15 protein-coding genes are annotated in these 21,251 nt (G+C 58.1%); 9 read left to right on the forward strand and 6 right to left on the reverse strand.

All coding sequences use genetic code 11. From position 1 onward, the window contains the following. Window positions 1–8: 8 nt before the first annotated feature. Both arnT and ACP7BO_RS10340 read left to right on the forward strand, forming a co-directional pair. A complete protein-coding gene (arnT, locus tag ACP7BO_RS10335) occupies window positions 9–1,700 on the forward strand; it encodes a lipid IV(A) 4-amino-4-deoxy-L-arabinosyltransferase (protein ID WP_426210099.1) in 1,692 nt (563 codons plus the stop codon). Next, complete coding sequence (locus ACP7BO_RS10340; protein WP_426210101.1) at window positions 1,700–3,226, forward strand: ArnT family glycosyltransferase; 1,527 nt, start codon at window positions 1,700–1,702, stop codon at window positions 3,224–3,226. The genes arnT and ACP7BO_RS10340 overlap by 1 nt, the downstream gene beginning before the upstream one ends. A gap of 33 nt (window positions 3,227–3,259) precedes the next feature. Here ACP7BO_RS10340 and pssA read toward each other — a convergent pair whose 3' ends face one another. From pssA to ACP7BO_RS10355, 3 genes are all read right to left on the reverse strand, one after another. Beyond that, on the reverse strand, window positions 3,260–4,603 hold the full coding sequence (pssA, locus tag ACP7BO_RS10345) for a CDP-diacylglycerol--serine O-phosphatidyltransferase (protein ID WP_060692458.1): 1,344 nt from the start codon (window positions 4,601–4,603) through the stop codon (window positions 3,260–3,262). 241 nt (window positions 4,604–4,844) lie between these two features. After that, window positions 4,845–5,987: a glycerate kinase gene (locus ACP7BO_RS10350; protein ID WP_426210103.1), complete on the reverse strand. Its 1,143-nt coding sequence runs from the start codon at window positions 5,985–5,987 to the stop codon at window positions 4,845–4,847. 113 nt (window positions 5,988–6,100) lie between these two features. Continuing rightward, complete coding sequence (locus ACP7BO_RS10355) at window positions 6,101–7,201, reverse strand: sugar diacid recognition domain-containing protein (RefSeq protein WP_397456768.1); 1,101 nt, start codon at window positions 7,199–7,201, stop codon at window positions 6,101–6,103. A gap of 158 nt (window positions 7,202–7,359) precedes the next feature. Between ACP7BO_RS10355 and ACP7BO_RS10360 the strand changes: the two genes are divergently transcribed. The 3 genes from ACP7BO_RS10360 (at window position 7,360) to rarD (ACP7BO_RS10370) (ending at window position 10,955) form a co-directional block, all read left to right on the forward strand. Further along, window positions 7,360–8,673 carry an MFS transporter gene (locus ACP7BO_RS10360; RefSeq protein WP_397456766.1) on the forward strand — a complete coding sequence of 438 codons (1,314 nt, stop codon included), beginning with the start codon at window positions 7,360–7,362 and terminating at the stop codon, window positions 8,671–8,673. 202 nt (window positions 8,674–8,875) lie between these two features. Continuing rightward, window positions 8,876–9,760, forward strand: a complete 885-nt coding sequence (gene rarD / locus ACP7BO_RS10365) for an EamA family transporter RarD (protein WP_397456765.1) — start codon at window positions 8,876–8,878, stop codon at window positions 9,758–9,760. A gap of 313 nt (window positions 9,761–10,073) precedes the next feature. Further along, on the forward strand, window positions 10,074–10,955 hold the full coding sequence (gene rarD / locus ACP7BO_RS10370) for an EamA family transporter RarD (protein WP_397456764.1): 882 nt from the start codon (window positions 10,074–10,076) through the stop codon (window positions 10,953–10,955). Between the two features lie 21 nt (window positions 10,956–10,976). Here rarD (ACP7BO_RS10370) and ACP7BO_RS10375 read toward each other — a convergent pair whose 3' ends face one another. Then, on the reverse strand, window positions 10,977–12,272 hold the full coding sequence (locus tag ACP7BO_RS10375) for an ATP-binding protein (RefSeq protein ID WP_426210106.1): 1,296 nt from the start codon (window positions 12,270–12,272) through the stop codon (window positions 10,977–10,979). 4 nt (window positions 12,273–12,276) lie between these two features. Further along, complete coding sequence (locus ACP7BO_RS10380) at window positions 12,277–12,978, reverse strand: response regulator transcription factor (RefSeq protein ID WP_060692447.1); 702 nt, start codon at window positions 12,976–12,978, stop codon at window positions 12,277–12,279. A 178-nt stretch (window positions 12,979–13,156) separates the two neighbouring features. On the opposite strand from ACP7BO_RS10380, the gene ACP7BO_RS10385 reads away from it, so the two are divergent. The 3 genes from ACP7BO_RS10385 to ACP7BO_RS10395 are packed head-to-tail and all read left to right on the forward strand — an operon-like array spanning window position 13,157 to window position 18,111. Further along, window positions 13,157–14,311, forward strand: a complete 1,155-nt coding sequence (locus ACP7BO_RS10385) for an efflux RND transporter periplasmic adaptor subunit (RefSeq protein ID WP_397456763.1) — start codon at window positions 13,157–13,159, stop codon at window positions 14,309–14,311. Between the two features lie 2 nt (window positions 14,312–14,313). Beyond that, entirely contained in the window at window positions 14,314–17,415 is a 3,102-nt protein-coding gene (locus ACP7BO_RS10390; RefSeq protein WP_426210109.1) for a multidrug efflux RND transporter permease subunit, read from the forward strand. 57 nt (window positions 17,416–17,472) lie between these two features. Further along, window positions 17,473–18,111 (forward strand): DUF1345 domain-containing protein, encoded by a 639-nt coding sequence (locus ACP7BO_RS10395; protein ID WP_397456761.1) that lies wholly within the window; start codon window positions 17,473–17,475, stop codon window positions 18,109–18,111. A gap of 68 nt (window positions 18,112–18,179) precedes the next feature. Here the strand turns inward: ACP7BO_RS10395 and hppD are convergent, their stop codons facing one another. Further along, window positions 18,180–19,256, reverse strand: a complete 1,077-nt coding sequence (gene hppD / locus ACP7BO_RS10400) for a 4-hydroxyphenylpyruvate dioxygenase (protein ID WP_060692439.1) — start codon at window positions 19,254–19,256, stop codon at window positions 18,180–18,182. 314 nt (window positions 19,257–19,570) lie between these two features. Between hppD and ACP7BO_RS10405 the strand changes: the two genes are divergently transcribed. Then, on the forward strand, window positions 19,571–21,121 hold the full coding sequence (locus ACP7BO_RS10405; protein ID WP_426210368.1) for an EAL domain-containing protein: 1,551 nt from the start codon (window positions 19,571–19,573) through the stop codon (window positions 21,119–21,121). Window positions 21,122–21,251 lie beyond the last annotated feature (130 nt).

Below are 21,251 nucleotides of genomic sequence, written 5' to 3' on the forward strand. Positions count from 1 at the left end.
GTGCAAGCATGGTAGCTGTCGTTGCTCAACATCCCTCATCCGGTCATCTTCAGCGCTGGGCCGTGCCTGCGCTGCTGCTGGCCTTTTTCCTGTTTTATCTGCTGCCATTAATGACCCACGGGTTATGGACGCCTGACGAAACCCGCTATGCCCAGGTCAGCCAGGGCATGCTCCACAGCGGCAATTGGGTCGCGCCGCATTTTATGGGCCTGCGCTACTTCGAAAAGCCGGTTGCCGGCTACTGGATGATCGCCGTCGGGCAAGCAGTGTTCGGCGAAAACCTGTTTGGCGTGCGGATCGCCTCTGCGCTGGCGAGCGGCCTGAGTGTCTGGCTGGTATGGCTGATGGCCCGGCGACTGTGGAATGACCCGCGCAAAACCTTTGCCAGCGCCCTGCTCTACATGAGTTTCGGCCTGGTTGCCGGTCAGGCCGGTTATGCCGATCTGGACCCGCAATTCACCTTTTGGGTCAACCTCAGCCTCGTGGCGTTATGGTTCGCCCTGGACAGCCACAGCCGCCGTGGGCGCTTGTGTGCCTGGGCCATGCTGGGCATTGCCTGTGGCATGGGCTTTATGACCAAAGGCTTTCTGGCCTTGCTGTTACCGGTTTTGATAGGCATACCCTATGCCCTGTGGCAGCGGCGGTTTAAGGATTTATTGATCTACGGCCCACTGGCGATTTTGCTCGCGGTGGCACTGTGCTTGCCCTGGGCATTGGCAATACAGCATCAGGAACCGGATTTCTGGCAGTTTTTTTTCTGGAACGAACACGTTCGCCGCTTCAGCGCCATCAATGCCCAGCATACGCAGCCCTGGTGGTTCTATCTGCCGCTGCTGTTCGCTGCCTGCCTGCCATGGGCCGCTTTGCTGCCCTCAGCCCTGATCGATGCCTGGAAGCACAAACACCGGCCCGCCTTTGGATTTTTGTTGCTATGGCTGCTGCTGCCTCTGGGTGTGCTCAGTGTGAGCAAGGGCAAATTGCCAACTTACATCCTGCCTTGCCTGCTGCCACTGGCGCTGTTGATGGGCCATGGGCTGATCTCGTGGCTGAACCAGGGCCGCGGGCGGCTGATCCGGATCAACGGCCTGCTCAACGTGCTGCTGGGCGTGGCAGGACTGGGGGGACTGATTTATTTGCAGGCCTACCGCCCGGTTTATGACAGCAGCGAAATGTTCAGCCTGTCACTGGGTTTTATCGTGCTCACTGGCTGGATCCTGGCCAATGCCTTGCAAGCCCTGCGGCCGTTGAAGCTATGGGCCGCTGCGGCGCTGGGCATCGGGCTGCTGGTGGCCTTGTTACCGGCAGCGATGCCGAATGACATCATCAACAGCAAAATGCCGGACCAGTTCATTGCCGAACATCTGCAAGAGCTGGCCGGGGCCGACACCTTGCTCAGTAATGATCTGGGCGCTGCTTCAGCCCTGGCCTGGCGTCTGGGCCGACCCGAGGTAAACCTCTACAACACCACCGGCGAGCTTAAATACGGGCTGGATTATCCTGATTCAGCAGCGCGTCAGGTTGATATCGATAGCATCGCCGGCTGGATGAAAACGGCGCGCCAGCGCGGTTCTGTCGGTGTGGTGATGCGCATCCATTCGGCACTTGAAGTGCACGAAGTCGAACTGCTGCCCCTGGGTGGCAAACGCTACGAGCGCGGCAACCTGGCGATTTACATCTTCCCTAAGGATAAGCCTGAATAATGATGGCGATTAATCGTTGGAGCCCGGAGCGCCGGGCCTTGCTGATGTTGTTGGCGGGCTCGGCATTGATTCTGTTGCTGGGGTTGGGCTCGCGGGAGCTTTGGGGGCCAGAAACCCGCTGGGCCAACATCGCCCTGCAGATGCTGCAGAGCGGTGATTATCTGGACCCGTACCTCAAAGGCTCGCCTTACTACGACAAGCCTTTGCCATCGTACTGGCTGATTACCGCGACTGCAGGACTGATGGGGGGGCTGAATCACTGGTCACTGCGTCTGTCTTCGGTTATTGCGGCGTGGCTGAGTATCTGGCTGGTCTATCTGATCGGCGAGCGCCTGTTTCGCAAAGGTACCGGCCTGATAGCGGGCTGGATGCTGGCCACGACCTTTTACTTTGTGTTTTGGGCACGGGTGGCGACGGCCGACATTTTAACCGTGTGCGGCCTGCTGGCCGCCGTCTGGTGGTATTGGCGCGGCCCGCAGGACACCCGTTTCAGCCGCTATTGCGTGTTTTTCCTGTTGCTGGCCCTGACGTCCCTGCTCAAAGGCTTGATCGGTTTTATCTTGCCTGGCCTGGTGCTGCTCCCCCATCTATTGAGCGAGCAGCGCTGGAAGCGTCATCTCAATCTGCGGCTGGTCATGGCCCTGATCGTTGCGTCAACTGTTTACATGCTGCCCTTTGTTCTGTCGCACTTGTATGGCGCCCAGACCTATGGCGAAAGCGGCCTGAGCCTGGTGCTGCGGGAAAACGTGGTGCGCTTCTTTCAGCCCTTCGACCATATGGGGCCAATTTACACCTACCTGCTGTATCTCCCGGCGTACACCCTGCCCTGGGCGCCGTTCTGGATGATCGGCCTGTGGGTTGCCATTCGCCGCTGGCGTCACATCGAACCCAATACCCGTTGGCTGGTATGGGGGCTGGGGCTGTTGTTTGTATTCTTCACCGCCAGCGGCAGCCGGCGCAGTTACTACGTGTTGCCGCTCGTACCGTTTGCCCAGCTGTTGGCGGCCTGGTGGGTGAGCGAACGTATCGCCCAACGCAAGAGCACGGGCCGGCGCTGGAACATCGGTTTTGGGCTCGGCGCCCTGGTCGTGTTGCTGGTGCTCGGGGTGTTTTACCCCTGGTCCAATGGCGGCGGCGGTGTCATTCAGTTCGGCCAGGACGTCAAGGCCCGTGCCAGTGAACAGGCGCCCTGGGATGAGTGGCGGATGGTGATGATCGATGTCGACAACAAACTGCCCATGTATGTACAGAATCAGGGCCAGCCGTTCTATTTTGTCGACTCGGGCCAGGACTTCCCCAGGGAAGGCGACAGCGCGGGGTTGATGGCATGGCTGGATAAAACCAGCGGCGAGCATTTCAATCCACAGCGCACGTTGATTTTTGCTCAGTACCGCAATGGAGACGCCCTGCCCCTGGGGTATCTGAGCGTCGATCATCAGACGGTTACCAGTCAGCCTGCCAACGGCGAGCGTTTGCTGCATCGACGGGAAGAAGGCAGCGTGGCGTACATTCCGGGTACCCCTTGATCAGTGCTGGCGGGCAGGCCTGCCCGCCAGCAATCAGAGAATCCTGTACAGCAACCGTTCGATCCGTACCCGGCTGACCCGGCGCAGAAATTTGGCCACGGCTGGCGGGTAATCAGGCAGTGTTTCAAGGTTCTTGAAGCTGTCTATGCGCCGGGTGTTGGCAAAAATCGCCGCCAGTTCCTTGCTGCGCGGCTCCAGCAGTTCGCGGCGCGGATCATCGATCAACAAGCCGTTTTCCAGATCCAGACGGAACGCACGCGGGTTCAGATTGTTGCCGGTCAGCAAGGTGTAGCGGTCATCGACCCACATGCCCTTGAGGTGGAAGGTGTTGTCGGCGTCGCGCCACAGGTGCAGGTTCAACAAACCGCTATCGATCATGCGCTGATGGCTTTTGGCAAACCGGCGCAAGCTTAGCTCGTACAGGTAAGGCAATGCCGCGATGACCTTGAACGGCTCGCTCGGCGGGATATAGAAGTCGTTGGCGGTCTTGTCTCCGACCACGATATCGATCTTTACCCCGCGCTCCAGGGCCCGGTTGATTTCGCGGGTCACGGGTAGCGGCAAGTTGAAATACGGTGTGCAAATAGTCAGTTGTTGCTGACTGTTGGCAATCAGTTCGCAAATCACCCGGCTCAGCGCGTTGTTCTTGCCGACCCCCAGCAGCGGGCTGACCGACAGGCCGAAGTGCCCGGTGGTCCCGGCGCTGGTGTCGTAGGCGGCTTTTTTCAGCTGGCTGCGTAAATCGCCAATGGCACTGCGCAAGCTGCGTGTAGAAGGCAATGCCGGCAGATCGAGGCGATGCACGGCCTTGGCCTGGATCAGGTCCTGCTCGATAAAGCGCTGCATGGAATCTGCCAGCGGCTTGTTGTACAGCAGGTGGTAGCGGTCGAAACGGTACTTGTCGAATTTGTGCAAGTAGACGTTGTTCAGGCTGGCACCGCTGTAAATCACGCAATCGTCAACGATAAAACCCTTGAGGTGCAGGACCCCGAACAGTTCCCGGGTTTGTACCGGCACGCCGTAAATCGGTACGTGGCTGCTGTGGGCCGCGGTTTGCGCCTGATACCAGGCGGCATTGCCGGGCTGTTTGCCGGCACCGATCAGCCCCCGCTGGGCGCGCAGCCAATCCACCAGGACCACGATTTCAAGCTCGGGACGGGCGGCTTTGGCTGCGTGCAGGGCGTCGAGGATTTCCTGTCCGGCTTCGTCCTGTTGCAGGTACAAAGCCACCAGCGTGATGCGCTGTCGGGCACCCGCGATCTGCTCCAGCAGGCAGCGACGAAAATCAGCTGCGCCGGGCAATATCCTGAAAGCATCGGCGGACAGGGGGAAGCTGCGTAGTTTAGGCAGCAAGGAGCGTTTGAAGAGCGACGGCATAGGGCTCGCTAAGGGTCGAATGCGAAGAGCCACAAAGCTTACACGATCGGGCTTCGAAGCCATACCGGCCATAGCAAACCGCCAGGCTGCCCGTAGTCGCTGACGAAGCACGAAGGCTGCGAGAAGGTCCCCAGGACCTTGTTTGACGGTGTCACAGAAAACCCGTGGCGGTATCACATCCAAACAGCTCGCAGCCTCGTGCCTCGTCAGCGACTACGGTTCAATCGATACGGGGAGCCGGTTAATACGGGCGCGGTTTCAGGCTCAACAAGCGGGCTATGTCCCGCGCGCGGTCGGTGAGCAAGTGCGCTGCCCCGGTACAGGCGTCTTCCAGGCTCATCGGGCCACTGGTAATGGCAAATGCGGCATTGACCCCGTGCTCGTACATGGTCTGGTAGCCCTCGCCGAGGGTGCCGGCCAGTACAATCACCGGTACATCCTGGGCCCGGGCGATGCGCGCGACACCAAACGGGGTTTTGCCGCGTAAGGTTTGCGCATCGAAACGACCTTCACCGGTTATCACCAGATCCGCACCTTTCACGGCCTCGGCCAGGCCCACCAGTTCGGCCACCACTTCGACACCGGCGCGAAACTGTGCAGCGAAAAATGCCTTGGCCGCAAACCCCAGCCCGCCTGCGGCACCCGAGCCTGGCTCATGGCGAACATCTGCGGGCAAAACCCTGGCGCAGTGATCGGCAAAATGCCCCAGCGCTTTGTCCAGTAACTGGACCTGCTCGGGAGATGCGCCTTTTTGCGGGCCGAAAACGGCGGATGCGCCGTGTTCGCCGCACAGGGGGTTATTGACGTCTGCGGCAATCTCGAAGCGCACCTGCGCCAGGCGCGGATCGAGTCCTGCCAGCTCAACCCGTGCCACCCTGGCCAGGGCCAGCCCGCCACGGGCCAGAGGCTGGTCCTGGTCGTCGAACAGGCCCAGGCCCAATGCCTGCAGCGCACCGGCGCCGGCATCATTGGTGGCGCTGCCGCCAATGGCGAGGATGATGCGCCGGGCTCCTGCATCGAGTGCCGCTCCGATCAATTGCCCTGTGCCGAAGGTGCTGCTGATGCACGCGTCGCGATGGGCCGTGGCAACCAGCTGCAAGCCGCTGGCTTCAGCCATTTCAATGATTGCCGTATGGCTGTCCGGCAGCCAGCCCCAATGGGCATCGACCACTGCGCCCAGCGGGCCTTGAACCTGGTTGCGGCGCAACTGGCCATTGCCTGCGGCCACGATCGCTTCCACCGTGCCCTCGCCGCCATCCGCCATCGGGCACTTGACCAACTGAGCGTGCGGCAATACCTCAGCCAGACCGGCCGCAATGGCATCGGCGACTTTTTCGGCACTCAGGCTGTCTTTGAACGAGTCGGGGGCAATCACGATTTTCATGGGGCGCATCTCCAGTTCTTATGGCATCCATGCTGCCAGCAACTGACGCCAAACACGCCAGTCTGGTGCACAAGCATTCCCGGCCTTTGTTGTTCATTTTGACAAGTAAGTGTCTACAGGCTCTGGGGCAACAGTTGCACGCCCAGATACAGGGCCAGCATGCCATTGAGGCTCAGCGGGTCGACACCGCTCAGTTCGGCGATGCGCTCCATGCGATAGCGCAAGCTGTTGCGGTGAATGCCCAGGGCATCGGCGCAGGCCTGGCTCTGGCCATCGTGATCACACCAACTGCGCAAGGTGGCAATCAGTTGGCCGTTGCTGTCTTTGGCCACCACTTTGTGCAGCGGGCCAAGCAACTCCTCAAGGGCATCATCGTTGCGGTGACGCCACAGCATGACTGGCAAGCGATAGCGATTGAGGCTTAGCAGTCGCGTCTGCGGTAATACATCGCGACCGTAAGCCAGCAAGTCAGCGACCCGCCGGTAGCAACGGCGCAGGCCATTTAGCGCATCGGCCTGCCCTCCCGCGGCAATACGCAGAATGTTCCAGCCCTGGGCGTCGAGCTTTTCCAGCAGGCGCAAATCATCCAGTGCCGCGGTTGCCGGGCGACACCACAGCAATGAACCGGTGGCAGGGGTCACGCACCAGCTGTCCGGGAAGCGCGACTGCAGCCAGGCGCTCAAGGCCTCGGCACTTTGCCCGTTGCCGAGTTCAAACAGATACGGGATCCGCGACAACTGTGGCTTTAGCCCCAGTTGCCGGGCTTCGTCGACCAAACGCGCAGAGTCGCCAGCGTCACTGAGCAGCAAAGCCACCAGGTCATCACAGCGCTGGCGCCGCCACTGTTGTTCCGCTTGCTGAAAGCGCTGAGCCACCAGCATCTCTGCGGTCATGCGCACCAGCTCGGCATAGGTACGCAATAATTGCGGCTCGCCAGTGAGGCCCAGTACCCCGATCAGGCGCTGGTCGAGCAGCAGCGGCAAGTTGATCCCCGGCTGCACGCCCTTGAGGCACTTGGCGGTTTGCTCGTCGATCTCCACCACCCGTCCATTGGCCAGCACCAACTGCGCCCCTTCGTGCCGCGTATTGATACGCTCAGGCTCGCCACTGCCCAGGATCAGGCCCTGGCTGTCCATGACATTTACGTTGTACGGCAAGATGGCCATCGCACGATCCACGATGTCCTGCGCCAAATCATGATCCAGTTCAAACATAGGGTGGCAATCCTTGAAGGCATTTGTTCGCGGGCACAGATGGCTCGGAGAAATCCTGTGCAGGAGCACAAAGACAGCGGCGTTGGGGTGGCCGAGACTCAACGCGCGATCAACGTTAACCTCCGATCGTGAAAAATCATAATAAAGAGAGACATAAGATGTCACAGAGCGCCCCCGCATCGCTGATCAGCGATGACGATAAAAACGCCATTTACAAGCGTATCACCCTGCGTTTGATTCCCTTTATCTTTATTTGCTATCTGTTTAACTACCTGGACCGGGTAAACGTTGGCTTCGCCAAACTACAGATGCTCGATGCGCTGAAATTCAGCGAGACGGTATACGGCCTTGGCGCCGGGATTTTCTTCATCGGCTACGTGCTGTGCGGCGTGCCGAGCAACCTGGCCCTCACCCGCTTTGGTCCGCGACGCTGGATCGCCGTGATGATGATCGGTTGGGGCCTGCTCTCGACCTGCCTGATGTTTGTGACCACCCCGACCGGGTTCTATACCCTGCGCTTTTTCACCGGTGCGGCTGAAGCCGGCTTCTTTCCGGGTGTGGTGCTGTATCTGTCGCAATGGTTCCCGACCTTTCGCCGTGGCCGGATCATGGCGTTGTTCATGTGTGCCATTCCTGTCTCCGGCCTGATTGGCGGTCCTTTTTCCGGCTGGATTCTCAGTCACTTTGCGGCAGGCCAGGGTGGCCTTGCCGGCTGGCAGTGGATGTTCCTGCTGCAAGGGGTGCCGACCGTTGCGCTGGGCGGGCTGGCGATTTTCCTGCTGAGCGACAGTTTTGCCAACGCCAAATGGCTCGGGGCCAAAGAACGTGCGGTGCTGGAAGCTGACCACGCCCTGGATGCACTGAACAAGCCTGCAACCACCTCCGATTCATTGCTTGCGGTGTTTAAAAACCCGGCCATCTGGGCGTTTGGCCTGATTTATTTCTGCATCCAGAGCGGCGTGTACGCGATCAACTTCTGGCTGCCGTCGATTATCAAAAACATGGGCTTCAGCGATACCCTGGTGATCGGCTGGATCAGCGCAATCCCCTACTTGCTGGCGGCCGTGTTCATGTTGCTGGTGGGACGCTCTGCGGACTTGCACAAAGAGCGCCGCTGGCATCTGGTGGTGCCGATGTTGATGGGTGCATTGGGGCTGGTGATTGCAGTGAATTTTGCCGCCCAGCCGGTCATTGCCATTGTGGGCCTGACTCTCGCCACCATGGGCGCCCTGACCGGTTTGCCGATGTTCTGGCCGGTGCCGACCGCCATGCTCAGCGCCGGTGCCGCCGCGGGTGGTCTGGCTCTGATCAACTCGATGGGGCAAATGGCCGGCTTCCTCAGCCCTTATCTGGTGGGTTTTGTTAAAGACGCTACGGGGTCAACCGATATTGCCCTGTATGTGTTGGCCGCCGTGATTGTGGGCGGCAGCCTGTTGGCGCTGCGCATGACGCGCGGGATGACCCACGCTTAAACCGTTTGGCCTCCTGCGCCTGGTATTTGGCATTTTGCATTTGTAGGAGCGAGCTTGCTTGCGAGCCTTAAAAGCTCGCGAGCAAGCTCGCTCCTACAAGGGGTAATGTGAAGTCATGTTGCAAGCAATTTGCCCTTCGGCCCGCTGAGCCTCAAGCTACGCATCTCCTAATAATCAGAATATGCGTTTCAACGAGGCTGTTGTGTCCAAAGGTATTGTCTTATCGGTTCTGGCATCGAGCCTGTTCGGTGTCATGTATTACTTCACATCCCTGCTCTGGCCCTTGAGCGGCGCCGAAATTTTCGGCTGGCGAATGCTTCTTACCCTGCCCTGCATGACCCTGTTCATGTGCTTCTCCGGTGACTGGCGGCTGGTCCCGGTGATTGTCTCGCGGCTGCGTCGCCAACCCCGGCTGTGGGCGGTACTGGTCGCGTCCAGCGCGCTGGTGGGGGTGCAACTGTGGCTGTTTTTGTGGGCGCCGCTCAATGGTCACAGCCTTGACGTCTCACTGGGGTATTTCCTGTTGCCCCTGACCATGCTTCTTACAGGGCGTGTGGTCTATGGCGAGCAGCTCTCGCATTTACAAAAAATCGCTGCGGTTCTGGCCACGCTCGGGGTCGCCAACGAGGTGTACCGGGTTGGCGGATTTTCCTGGACCACCCTGGTGGTTGCTATCGGCTACCCCTTGTATTTTGTACTTCGCAAACGCGCAGCGACTGACAACCTTGGCGGCCTGTGGGTCGACATGCTGTTGTTGCTGCCGATTGCCTGGTGGTTTGTACAAAGCGGTGAGCAAGGGTTTGATGTGGTGAACCAGCGTCAGGCGCTGTACGTGCTGATTCCGCTGCTGGGGGGGATCAGCGCTCTGGCATTGATCAGTTACATTCTGGCCAGTCGGATGCTGGCATTCAGCCTGTTCGGCTTGCTCAGCTATGTGGAGCCGGTATTGCTGGTGATTGTTGCGCTGCTGCTGGGGGAAAGCATCAGTGCCGGTCAATGGCTGACCTATCTGCCTATCTGGCTGGCAGTACTGGTGCTGATGTTTGAAGGTTTTAAACATCTGGTACGCCATCGTCGTTCGGTGTGAGGTCTGGGCGGGGGTGCTGAGAAAGAGCTCGCAGCCTCGTGCCTCGTCAGCGACTACCTGCCTTGTGCTTGCTCAGCGGCAGTTTCTGGGGGGGCGGGCATTTATATCGACCGCTTATCTTTTTTTTCAAAAACACGAACGCTCGTTTAAAACGACTTTGGCCCAGTAATTGCTTGGTGTTTAATCTCTTGAGTGCTTCTAACAAGAATCAGTCCCAAGTATCTGGTTTAAAAGACATTTGCCAATGACACCCAACAGCCTCAATCTACATGCCCACTCAAACGAGTAACGTTGTAGATTCATTGAGGTTGTTGTGTCTAAAGGCATTGTTTTATCGATTTTGGCTTCCTGCTTGTTCGGCGTCCTGTACTACTTCACTTCCCTTCTTTGGCCCCTGGATGGCCAGGAAATCTTCGGCTGGCGAATACTCATATCGCTGCCATTCATGACACTCTTTATCTGTCTGTCCGGCGACTGGAAATGGGTCCCCATCATTTTCAAGCGCTTAAGCGATAAACCTCTACTGATTCCTTGCGTATTGCTCACCAGTTTCCTGGTCGGCCTGCAGCTGTGGATGTTCATGTGGGGTCCGCTCAACGGGCACGGGCTGGATGTGTCACTGGGATATTTCCTGCTGCCCTTGACGATGATTCTCACCGGTCGCATCGTCTACGGCGAACACCTGTCACATCTGCAAAAAATCGCTACGGCCCTGGCCGTAATCGGCGTTGCCAACGAGCTGTACCGCACTGGCGGTTTCTCCTGGACGACACTGGTGGTCGCCATCGGCTACCCGATGTACTTCGTACTGCGCAAGAAAATCGGTATCGATAACCTCGGCGGTCTGTGGCTGGACATGCTGTTGATGGTCCCGGTTGCGCTTTGGTTTGTGATGGCCGGCGCGCACGTTGATCTAGGCGCCCAGCGCCAGGCCTTGTATGCACTCGTACCGCTGATGGGCATCATCAGTGCTGCCGCAGGCTTTGCTTACATCTTGGCCAGTCGCCTGTTGCCCTTCAGCCTGTTTGGCCTGCTCAGCTATGTCGAGCCGGTGTTGCTGGTTGCGGTCGCCCTGTTGCTCGGTGACAGCCTTGAAGACGGTCAATGGCTGACCTATGGTCCGATCTGGCTTGCGGTCGTGGTGCTGATCATCGAAGGCCTCAAGCATGTGAGCCGCCAGCGCCGCTCTATCTGAGCCGCGCCGCACCGCCCCGCTTCAAGTGGGTAACCACAATTTGAAGCGGGCACCGCCCAAGGGTGATTGCTCCACGCTCAAACTGCCGCCCTGGGCTTCCAGGGCGCGTCGACTGATTGCCAGACCCAGTCCAAAGCCTCCCGTTGCACGATCCCGACTGCGATCCAGACGATAGAACGGTTCAAAAATCCGTTCGCGCTCGGGCTCCGGTATGCCGATGCCATCGTCGTCTACCCACAACTCGCAACCCAGCGCACTCACGTTGACCCCCACTTGTATCCGTCGCTCGCAATAACGCATGGCATTGCGCAACAGGTTCTGCAGGGCACGGGCCGTCAGGCGCGGGTCAAGGGCAAAGCGCTGCTGAGCCCCGTGCAAGCGCACATCGAGCACGATGTCGGGGGTTTCCAGCTCTTCATCGAAACTGCCGAGGATGCTGTCGATGAACTCGTCCAGCGAGACTTCTACCCGCTCCGGAGCCAGCCTTGGATTCTGCAGGCGACTGAAGGACAGCAGTTCCAGCACCAGTTCATCCAGCTCCCGAATATGCCCGACCAGTAATTGCAGGCGTTCGCGACTGGCCTCGGGCAAGTCGTCGCACAGCACCAGGGCCAAACCGAAATCCAGTCGCGTCAGGGGGGTGCGCAACTCGTGTGAAACTGCATTGAGCAGGTCGCGCTGTTGATTGAGCAGGGTTTCGACGTCCTGAGCCATGGTGTCGAACACCGTGGCCAGGGCATAAATGTTTGAGCGCGGTGAAATCTGCGTGCGCTCGCTCAGTTGCCCTTGGCCAATGCGCTCAGCTGTGTGTTTGAGGCGTTCCAGGTCGCGCCAGTGCGGGCGCATCCAGAGCAGCAAAGCGCCGAGCAAGGCCGCACCGATCAAGACGTTGATGCTCCAGTACAACAGATTCATTTCGAGCGGATCGGGGGGCATGACCCACTCAATGGCCTGCTCGCGGTTCAACGGCGAGACCACCAGCGTCCGCCAGCCCCAGTCGCCAATGCGCAGCACACCCTGCCCTTGCTGCAACTGGTGTTGCTCCTGAGGCGTGAACTTGGGGTCGTTGACGGGCAGCAGGTTGACCCGCATGGGTTTGAACTGGGCGTCGAGATCCCGGGCAAGGTCCGGCCATTGTTCGGCGGGCAGTTGTTGAAACTGTTTGACCAGCAGGGTCTGCATGCCCCGCGACATGTCGGCGTTGTAATTGACGAAACGCTCATGGAACAGCGTCACCACCAGTTCAGGAACGGCATAGATGGCAGCAGCAAAGGTGACCATCGTCACCAGATACAAACGAAGCAGGAGCTTGAACATGGGTTCAGCATTCCCATTCGGAGCGGCTGAACAAGTAGCCCTTGCCCCATACGGTCTTGATCTTGCGCGCTTCGCCGGCGCAATCGTCGAACTTGCGCCGCAACTTGGAAATGGCTACATCCACCGAGCGGTCGGTGCCATTGAATTCGATACCGCGCAAACGCTGGAGGATTTGATCGCGACTCAACACTTCACCGGCATGACGGGCCAGCACCACCAGCAGGTTGTATTCACCGCTGGACAGTTCAACGACTTGCTCGCGCCATGTAACGGTGCGCTCCGACAGGTCGATGCACAGGTTGCCGATAAGGATCCGGTCACTGGCCACGTGGGGCTCGGTCAGGCTGCTGCGCCGCAACAAAGTGCGAACCCGGGCCAGCAGCACACGGGGATCGCAAGGTTTTGTCACATAATCATCGGCACCCATCTCTAGCCCCAGAACCTGATCGTGGCTATCGTCGCGCGCTGTCAACATCAGGATCGGCAGGCTCGCCGAGTCGGCTCGCAATAAACGGCAGACTTGCAGGCCATCAAGCCCGGGCAACATCAAGTCAAGAATAACCAGGTCCGGCGGGTTGCTTCTTGCGCGCTCACGGACCTGATCACCTCGTGCAATCACGCTGACCTGGTAGCCGTTGCGTTCCAGATAGCTGGCAATCAGCTCCGAAAGGGCAGCGTCGTCTTCAACCAGCAAAATAGTGGGCATAATAAATGCTTACAACCAGGGGGAAACCCGAAGGATATACAACCTCACATGGATAGGAGCATTACCTTCACACTTTTTCACACACCACCTACACAGCTTCACAACGCCCTTTGCGTGCTGCCCTTAGCATGCCAGAGCATTTACAGAAATATCCCGCATATATAAGAAGGCACGATCGTTGAAAAAGCTCTTCGCCCCGCTCTGCCTCTCGGCACTGGCCCTGGCCCTCAGTGCCTGTGATAAAAGCCCGGCAGCCGAGACCAAGGCCCCTTTGGCCAAAGTACGCACCGAAGTCATTGCCACTGTGCCCCTGTCGATCAATAACGAACTCAGTGGCCGGGTGGTCGCCCCGCGCGTGGCGCAAGTCAGTGCCAGGGTCGCGGGCGTGGTGTTGAAACGGGTGTATACCGAAGGCACTGAAGTCAAACAGGGGGACGTGTTGTTCCTGATTGACCCGGCCCCGTTCAAGGCCGATCTGGACAGCGCGCAGGCAGCACTGCGCAAATCCAGGGCACTTTCGATGCAGGCAAAACTTCAGGATCAGCGCTACACCGAGCTGGTTGAAAGCAACGCCATCAGTCGTCAGGACTATGACAATGCCCGCGCCCTGGCTTTGCAGGCCGATGCCGATGTCGCCGCCAATCAGGCCGCCGTGCGGCGCGCCGAGCTGAACCTGGGTTACGCCACGGTTACCGCGCCCATCTCCGGGCGCATCGGTCGGGCGCTGGTGACCGAAGGCGCTTTGGTCGGTCAGGGTGAAGTCACGGCAATGGCCCGTATTCAGCAATTGAACCCGATCCATGTCGATCTGACGCAGTCCACCCGCGACCTCGACAATCTGCGTGAGTCATTCCGTGCCGGCGAGCTGCAACAGGTGGGCAAAAACCAGGCCCGGGCCACGCTGATTCGTGACAACGGCAGCCTTTATCCGCTGCCCGGCAAGCTGCTGTTCACTGACGTGAGTGTTGATCCAAGTACCGGCCAGATCATTCTGCGCAGCGAGTTCCCTAATCCGGACTACGACTTGTTGCCCGGCAGCTTTGTGCGCGTACGTCTGGAGCAGGCGGTCAATAAAGAAGCCATCAGCGTGCCGCAGCGGGCGATCTTGCGTGACGGCGCCGGGGTTGCCCAGGTGTTGTTGCTCGATGGTGAAAACCGCGTCAGGCAGCAGCCCGTGCAACTGGGCAGCGTTCAAAACGATCGCTGGATCGTCAATGCCGGCCTCAAGCCTGGCGACCGCATTGTGATTGAAGGTTTGCAGCACGCCCGAGCGGGTGATCAAGTGCAGATCGACGATCCGAAACTCCCTCTCGCACACTCGACGGATCAGTGAGCATGCCGCAGTTCTTTATCGACCGCCCGGTCTTTGCCTGGGTCGTTGCGTTGTTTATCGTGCTGGCGGGGGCTTTGGCCATACCGCAGTTGCCGGTTGCCAAATACCCGGTGGTAGCCCCGCCGCAGGTGGAAGTGTATGCGGTGTACCCCGGTGCATCGGCACAAACCCTGGACGAAAGTGTCGTCAGCCTGATCGAGCAAGAGCTCAACGGCACTGACGGGCTGCTGTATTTCGAATCCCAGAGCAGTCTTGGCAGCGCCAGTATTACCGCCACCTTCAAGCCCGGGACCGATCCGGAGATGGCACAGGTCAATGTGCAGAACCGTCTCAAGACGGTCGAGTCGCGCCTGCCCCAGGCCGTGATTCAGCAAGGGTTGCAGGTCGAGAAAATCTCCTCGGGCTTTCTGATGCTGGTGACTTTGACGGCAGACAAGGACAGCAACCTCGACGAAGTAGCGCTCAGCGATTACCTGGCGCGCAACGTCATGAACGAAATCAAACGCGTCGAGGGTGTCGGCAAGGCCCAGCTCTACGGCGCCGAGCGGGCGATGCGGATCTGGATCAACCCGCAAAAGCTGATCGGTTTCAATCTCACTACCGCCGACGTTAACGAGGCCATTGCCAGCCAGAATGCCCAGGTTGCCGCAGGCAGCATCGGCGATTTGCCGGGCAGCCCGACCCAGGAGATCACCGCGACGGTGCTGGTCAAAGGTCAGTTATCGACCCCGCAAGAATTTGCTGACATTGTCCTGCGCGCCAATCCGGACGGTTCTACGGTGCGGATCGGCGATGTGGCACGGGTCGAAATCGGTAGCCAGGAGTATCAGTACGGCACCCGCCTCAACGGCAAGTCGGCCAGTGCTTTCAGTGTGAAGCTGGCACCCGAGGCGAACGCCTTGAGTACAGGCAACCTGATCCGCGCCAAGATGGACGAGTTGAGCCGCTACTTCCCGACGGGCGTTGAATACTCCATCCCGTATGACACAACACCCTTTGTAAAAGTCTCGATTACCAAAGTGATCTACACCCTGGTTGAGGCCATGGTCCTGGTGTTTGCGGTGATGTATCTGTTTTTGCAGAACATGCGCTACACCCTGATTCCGACCCTGGTGGTGCCGGTGGCCTTGATGGGCACCTTTGCCACCATGCTGGTGATGGGGTTCTCGATCAACGTACTGACCATGTTCGGCATGGTACTGGCCATCGGGATCCTGGTGGACGATGCGATTGTAGTGGTCGAAAACGTCGAACGGATCATGGTCAGTGAGGGCCTTTCGCCACGCGATGCAACCCGCAAGGCCATGACCCAGATCAGTGGCGCCATTATCGGCATCACCCTGGTGCTGGTAGCGGTGTTTATTCCGATGGCCTTTATGCCGGGTTCGGTGGGCATCATTTACCAGCAGTTCTCGGTGTCGATGGCCACATCGATTCTGTTCTCGGCATTTTTGGCCCTGTCACTGACCCCGGCACTGTGCGCAACCCTGCTCAAGCCGATCGCCAAAGGCGAGCACCATGCCAAGGGCGGTTTTTTTGGCTGGTTCAACCGCAAGTTCGAGCACCTCTCAGACGGCTATGAGCACTGGGTAGTCCATCTGATCAAGCGCAGTGGCCGCTATCTATTGCTGTACGGCGCATTGCTGGTAGTGCTGGTGGTGTTTTTCGCACGCCTGCCCTCCTCTTTTTTACCGGTTGAGGACCAGGGCTACATCATCACTGATATCCAGCTGCCGCCAGGTGCCAGCCAGAACCGCACGATCAAGGTGGCCGAGCAGATCGAGGCGCACAACGCCAGCGAGCCCGGCATAGGCAATACCACGATGATTCTGGGTTTCAGTTTTTCCGGTAACGGGCAGAACGCGGCATTGGCCTTTACCACCCTCAAGGACTGGTCTGAACGCGGCGCCAAGGACACGGCTTCTGCCATCGCCGGGCGTGCCAATGCTGTCTTTGGCGAGCTAAAGGATGCGATAGCCTTCGCCATCCTGCCGCCGCCAGTCAGTGGCCTGGGCACCTCCAGCGGTTTTGAATTTCGCCTGCAGGACCGTGGCAGCGTCGGTTATGACGCGCTGATGCAAGCCCGCACCGAGTTGCTGGAGCTGGCTGAAAAGAGCCCGGTACTGGCCAACGTGCGCGAAAGTGCACTGGCTGAAAGCCCGCAAGTGCAACTTGAGGTCGACCGTAAACGGGCCAATGCCCTGGGGGTTTCATTCGCCGACATTGGTAACGTGCTGTCGACCGCCGTGGGTTCGGCCTACGTCAATGACTTCCCGAACCAGGGGCGCATGCAGCGGGTTGTGGTACAGGCAGAGGGTGATCAGCGCAGCCAGGTTGAGGACTTGCTGAAAATCAATGTGCGCAACAACCTCGGCAAAATGGTTCCGCTCTCGGCCTTTGTCGAGGCCCGCTGGATCCAGGGCCCTGCGCAACTGACGCGATACAACGGCTACCCGGCCATCAGTATCTCTGGCGAGTCTGCCCCCGGGCGCAGTACTGGCGAGGCGATGATCGAAATTCAGCGCCTGGTTGATCAGCTGCCTGCCGGGCTTGGGCTTGAGTGGACTGGCTTGTCCCTGCAAGAGCAATTGTCCGGTGCTCAGGCACCCATTTTGCTGAGCCTGTCGCTGCTGTTCGTGTTTTTGTGCCTGGCGGCACTGTACGAAAGCTGGTCGATCCCGACGGCAGTATTGCTGGTCGTGCCTTTGGGCGTACTCGGGGCCGTACTCGCGGTGACGTTGCGCGGCATGCCCAATGACGTGTTCTTCAAGGTTGGCCTGATCACTATCATCGGCCTGTCCGCGAAAAATGCCATTCTGATTATCGAGTTTGCCAAAACCCTCTATGACGAAGGGCACGACCTGGTGGACGCTACGGTGCAGGCCGCACGCCTGCGTCTGCGCCCGATTGTGATGACGTCACTGGCATTCATTCTTGGGGTGGTGCCTCTGGCGATTGCTACCGGGGCCAGTTCGGCCAGTCAGCAGGCCATCGGTACAGGGGTGATTGGCGGCATGATTGTCGCCACTCTGGCCGTGGTGTTTGTGCCGGTGTTCTTTGTGGTGGTGATGAAACTGGTGCGAAGCAAGCCGCGCCAGCTTTAAGCAAGTACCGCCCGTGGTAAGGTGCAGCATCACTCTGTAACAGGGATTGTACTGTCGATGCCGCACCTTGCCCGCACTCATCCTCGCCTGACCGTTGCCACCTTGCTTGGGGTAGCGGTTGGCATCTTTGCTCCCGCTGCAACGCTGACAACCAAGTTCCTGTTGGGCTGGAATGCCGGGGTCTGGCTGTATCTGGCGCTGACCCTGTGGCTGGTGATTCGCTCTAAAGCCTGCGACGTGAAACGTACGGCTGAAATCGAAGATGAAAATGCCAGCATGGTGTTGTTCACCGTATGCTTCGCCGCAATCGCCAGTCTGGCCGCCATAACCCTTGAACTCTCAGGCAACAGCAAGCTCAGTCAAACCGAGCAACTGATGCATTACGGTTTTACCGGGCTGACGGTGGTGGGCTCGTGGTTGATGATCGGGGTGATTTTCAGCCTGCACTATGCGCGACTGTTTTATAACAACGAGGGGCCGGAACCTGCTTTGCGCTTTCCGGAGGGGGAACTTAATCCCGACTACTGGGATTTTATGTATTTCTCTTTCACCCTTAGTGTGGCGGTACAAACTTCGGATGTTTGCATCGCTACCCGCGAGATGCGCAAGGCGGTGCTGGGGCATTCGCTGTTAGGGTTTTTATTCAATACTGCGGTGCTGGGCTTCTCGATCAATATTGCGGCCGGATTGTTTTAAATTGCCGCAACAGATGCTGGAACAACTGCGGGAGCCGGTTTGCCGGCTCCCGCAAGTTCCATTCAGGTTTAATCAGCGGTCAATACACCACGGCGCACTTGATCGCGTTCGATGGATTCAAACAACGCCTTGAAGTTGCCTTCGCCGAACCCGTCATCCCCCTTGCGCTGGATAAACTCGAAGAACACCGGGCCCATCAGGGTTTGCGAGAAGATTTGCAGCAGCAGGCGCTTGTCACCCGGCTCGGAAGAACCATCCAGCAGAATGCCCCGCGACTGCAGCTGATCCACCGGTTCGCCGTGATCAGGCAGACGGCCTTCGAGCATTTCATAGTAGGTGTCGGGCGGCGCGGTCATGAAGCGCATGCCTATGCCCTTCAGTGCATCCCAGGTCTTGATCAGGTCATCACACAGGAAGGCCACATGCTGGATGCCTTCCCCGTTGAACTGCATCAGGAACTCTTCGATCTGCCCTGCGCCTTTGGAGGACTCTTCGTTCAGCGGAATGCGGATCATGCCATCGGGAGCGGTCATCGCCTTGGAGGTCAGGCCGGTGTATTCACCCTTGATGTCGAAGTAGCGAATTTCACGGAAGTTGAACAGCTTCTCGTAGAAGTTGGCCCAATACGCCATGCGGCCGCGATAGACGTTATGGGTAAGGTGGTCGATGATTTTCAGACCGGCGCCCACCGGGTGGCGGTCAACACCTTCAATGAACACGAAGTCGATGTCGTAGATCGAGCTGCCTTCGCCGTAACGATCAATCAAATACAGCGGAGCGCCGCCGATACCCTTGATCGCAGGCAGGTTCAGTTCCATGGGGCCGGTCGGGATTTCGATCGGCTGTGCACCCAGCTCCAGCGCCCGGGAGTACGCCTGTTGCGCATTACGCACGCGAAAGGCCATGCCGCAGACCGAAGGCCCATGCTCTGCTGCGAAATAAGAAGCTACGCTGTGGGGCTCATTGTTGAGGATCAGATTGATTTCGCCCTGACGATACAGGTGCACATCTTTGGAGCGGTGGCTGGCCACCTTGGTGAAGCCCATGATTTGAAAAATGGGTTCGAGGGTGTTGGGTACCGGGGACGCGAATTCGATGAATTCAAAGCCCATCAGGCCCATTGGGTTTTCGTATAGATCGGCCATTTTGGCGCCTCATCATGGTCATTTTTAGAATTAACAGAAGGTTATTTGCTAAGAATGCTGAGGCAGGCAGGAGGCGCACAGGAGATCCCGCGTACACTGCGCGCCAGGAAATCACCGTAGATCAATTGGAACCCGAATATCTTCATTTCGACCCATCTCTTACGCGGAGGGGCTTCTGCTGGCAGAAGTCATTATTCTTGTATGCGTAAGCCGATTCTACATGGCGTAATCCGGTTTGTCCTACGTCATATTAAATAGCCGTGGGCAATGCTAGGCTTCGCCCCACATCAACCCTCCTGAGCGCAGGATATGGAATGCCACTAACGCTGAAGTCGACCCGCAAATGGACTGATCGCTATGCGTTGGTCATGCTCAGTGGATTACTGCCAGTGGTATTGGGCCTGTTTATTATTTTCTGGCAGGCCAATCGGTCACTGCAGTTTGAAGCGACCCAAACTGCAGCAGAAGCTGTTCGACAATTTGATTTGATGCTCGACAATGCTGCACTGGCAGCGGATGTGGTGTTGCCACTGGCTGGCCAGGATTGCGTTCAGGTAGAACTGCCGTTGCGAGAACAGGTCACACGTCGCCCTTTCGTACGCTCCGTTAACCTGATGTGGAATAACCAGATTTATTGCAGTTCTTTATTTGGCCCCTTCAAGGAGGGCGTAGACCCTGCAGACTATGCCAGCGGTGAACTCCGATTGATGGCCGGCAACCCGGTAACTCCCAATGAGCCGCTACTGGTCTACAGGCGCGCCAAAGGCCAGGCCGGAGTGCTCGTCAGCCTGTATGGCTCTCATCTGGTCAATGTGCTGGGCTTGATCAATCAATACACGCAATTGTTGATACAAGTAGGGGGTAATTCCATCGACAAGTATGGACAGGTGCGCAATACACCGCCTGTACCTTATCCCGTGGCACAAGTAACAGTTTCTTCCAGTCAATACCCCTACCAAGTGGTTGCCGGATTCCGGGCCGGAACGGTATGGCGTTTTATTCGGGCGCAATACCCCGGATTAATGGGGTTGTTTGTTTTTCTGGGGGTAGTTTCGGCGCTCACTGTGCGCTGGCTTAAAAAACGCTCATCATCGCCGACCCACGAACTGCAGCGGGGGCTGGACGCAGCGGAGTTTATTCCTTACTTCCAGGCGGTCGTGCGCAGCGATACCAAACAATGGGCAGGTGCTGAGGTGCTGATGCGCTGGCAGCACCCAAGAGAAGGACTGGTACGCCCTGACCTGTTTATCCCGTTCGCCGAGCACTCGGGCCTGATTGTGCCGATGACGCGTTCCTTGATGCAGCAAACCGCCCGCTTGCTCGCACCCCACGCCAGCAGCATGGAACCCGGCTTCCACTTGGGTTTCAATATCACCGCTCGTCATTGTCAAACCCTTGAACTAATAGATGACTGCCGTGAGTTTCTAAGCGCTTTCCCTGCTGGCCGGATTGCGCTTGTGCTGGAGCTCACCGAACGTGAGTTGATTGTGCCAAGTGCAATAACCCATGAGTTGTTCGCTGCGCTTCACGGTCTGGGCGTGATGATAGCCCTTGATGACTTTGGTACCGGGCATTCAAGCTTGAGCTATTTGCATGAGTTCAACATCGACTACCTGAAAATCGACAAGAGTTTTGTTGCAATGATCGGGGTAGATGCACTGTCCAGGCACATTCTCGACAGCATTATTGAGCTCAGTGTAAAACTCGATCTGGGGATTGTTGCCGAGGGCATTGAAACAGAAGAGCAAAGCGAGTATCTGGCATCTAAAGGCGTCGTTTTTTTACAAGGTTATCTCTTTGCCCGCCCGTTGCCCGCGACGGACTTCATCAAGACTTTAGTGGCGCGCCACACCCCGCCACAATAAATAGTTGAGGGGTGTGCCCCGTTTCATGGGAGGCATACTCTTTTTTTAATTGGATGAGCTAGCGACTTGGCAACATGACAATTAACAACTACAATTTTTTCGATTGTTTAACGTTTTTAAATTAGTTTAA

The organism is Pseudomonas sp. TWR2-1-1, from assembly GCF_049897045.1.
Lineage (GTDB): Bacteria > Pseudomonadota > Gammaproteobacteria > Pseudomonadales > Pseudomonadaceae > Aquipseudomonas > Aquipseudomonas versuta.

Coding starts and splice junctions, on each gene's coding strand:
- arnT (WP_426210099.1), top strand. CDS start 9: ATGGTAGCTGTCGTTGCTCAACATCCCTCATCCGGTCATCTTCAGCGC.
- ACP7BO_RS10340 (WP_426210101.1), top strand. CDS start 1,700: ATGATGGCGATTAATCGTTGGAGCCCGGAGCGCCGGGCCTTGCTGATG.
- pssA (WP_060692458.1), bottom strand. CDS start 4,603: ATGCCGTCGCTCTTCAAACGCTCCTTGCTGCCTAAACTACGCAGCTTC.
- ACP7BO_RS10350 (WP_426210103.1), bottom strand. CDS start 5,987: ATGAAAATCGTGATTGCCCCCGACTCGTTCAAAGACAGCCTGAGTGCC.
- ACP7BO_RS10355 (WP_397456768.1), bottom strand. CDS start 7,201: ATGTTTGAACTGGATCATGATTTGGCGCAGGACATCGTGGATCGTGCG.
- ACP7BO_RS10360 (WP_397456766.1), top strand. CDS start 7,360: ATGTCACAGAGCGCCCCCGCATCGCTGATCAGCGATGACGATAAAAAC.
- ACP7BO_RS10375 (WP_426210106.1), bottom strand. CDS start 12,272: ATGTTCAAGCTCCTGCTTCGTTTGTATCTGGTGACGATGGTCACCTTT.
- ACP7BO_RS10380 (WP_060692447.1), bottom strand. CDS start 12,978: ATGCCCACTATTTTGCTGGTTGAAGACGACGCTGCCCTTTCGGAGCTG.
- ACP7BO_RS10390 (WP_426210109.1), top strand. CDS start 14,314: ATGCCGCAGTTCTTTATCGACCGCCCGGTCTTTGCCTGGGTCGTTGCG.
- ACP7BO_RS10395 (WP_397456761.1), top strand. CDS start 17,473: ATGCCGCACCTTGCCCGCACTCATCCTCGCCTGACCGTTGCCACCTTG.
- hppD (WP_060692439.1), bottom strand. CDS start 19,256: ATGGCCGATCTATACGAAAACCCAATGGGCCTGATGGGCTTTGAATTC.
- ACP7BO_RS10405 (WP_426210368.1), top strand. CDS start 19,571: ATGCCACTAACGCTGAAGTCGACCCGCAAATGGACTGATCGCTATGCG.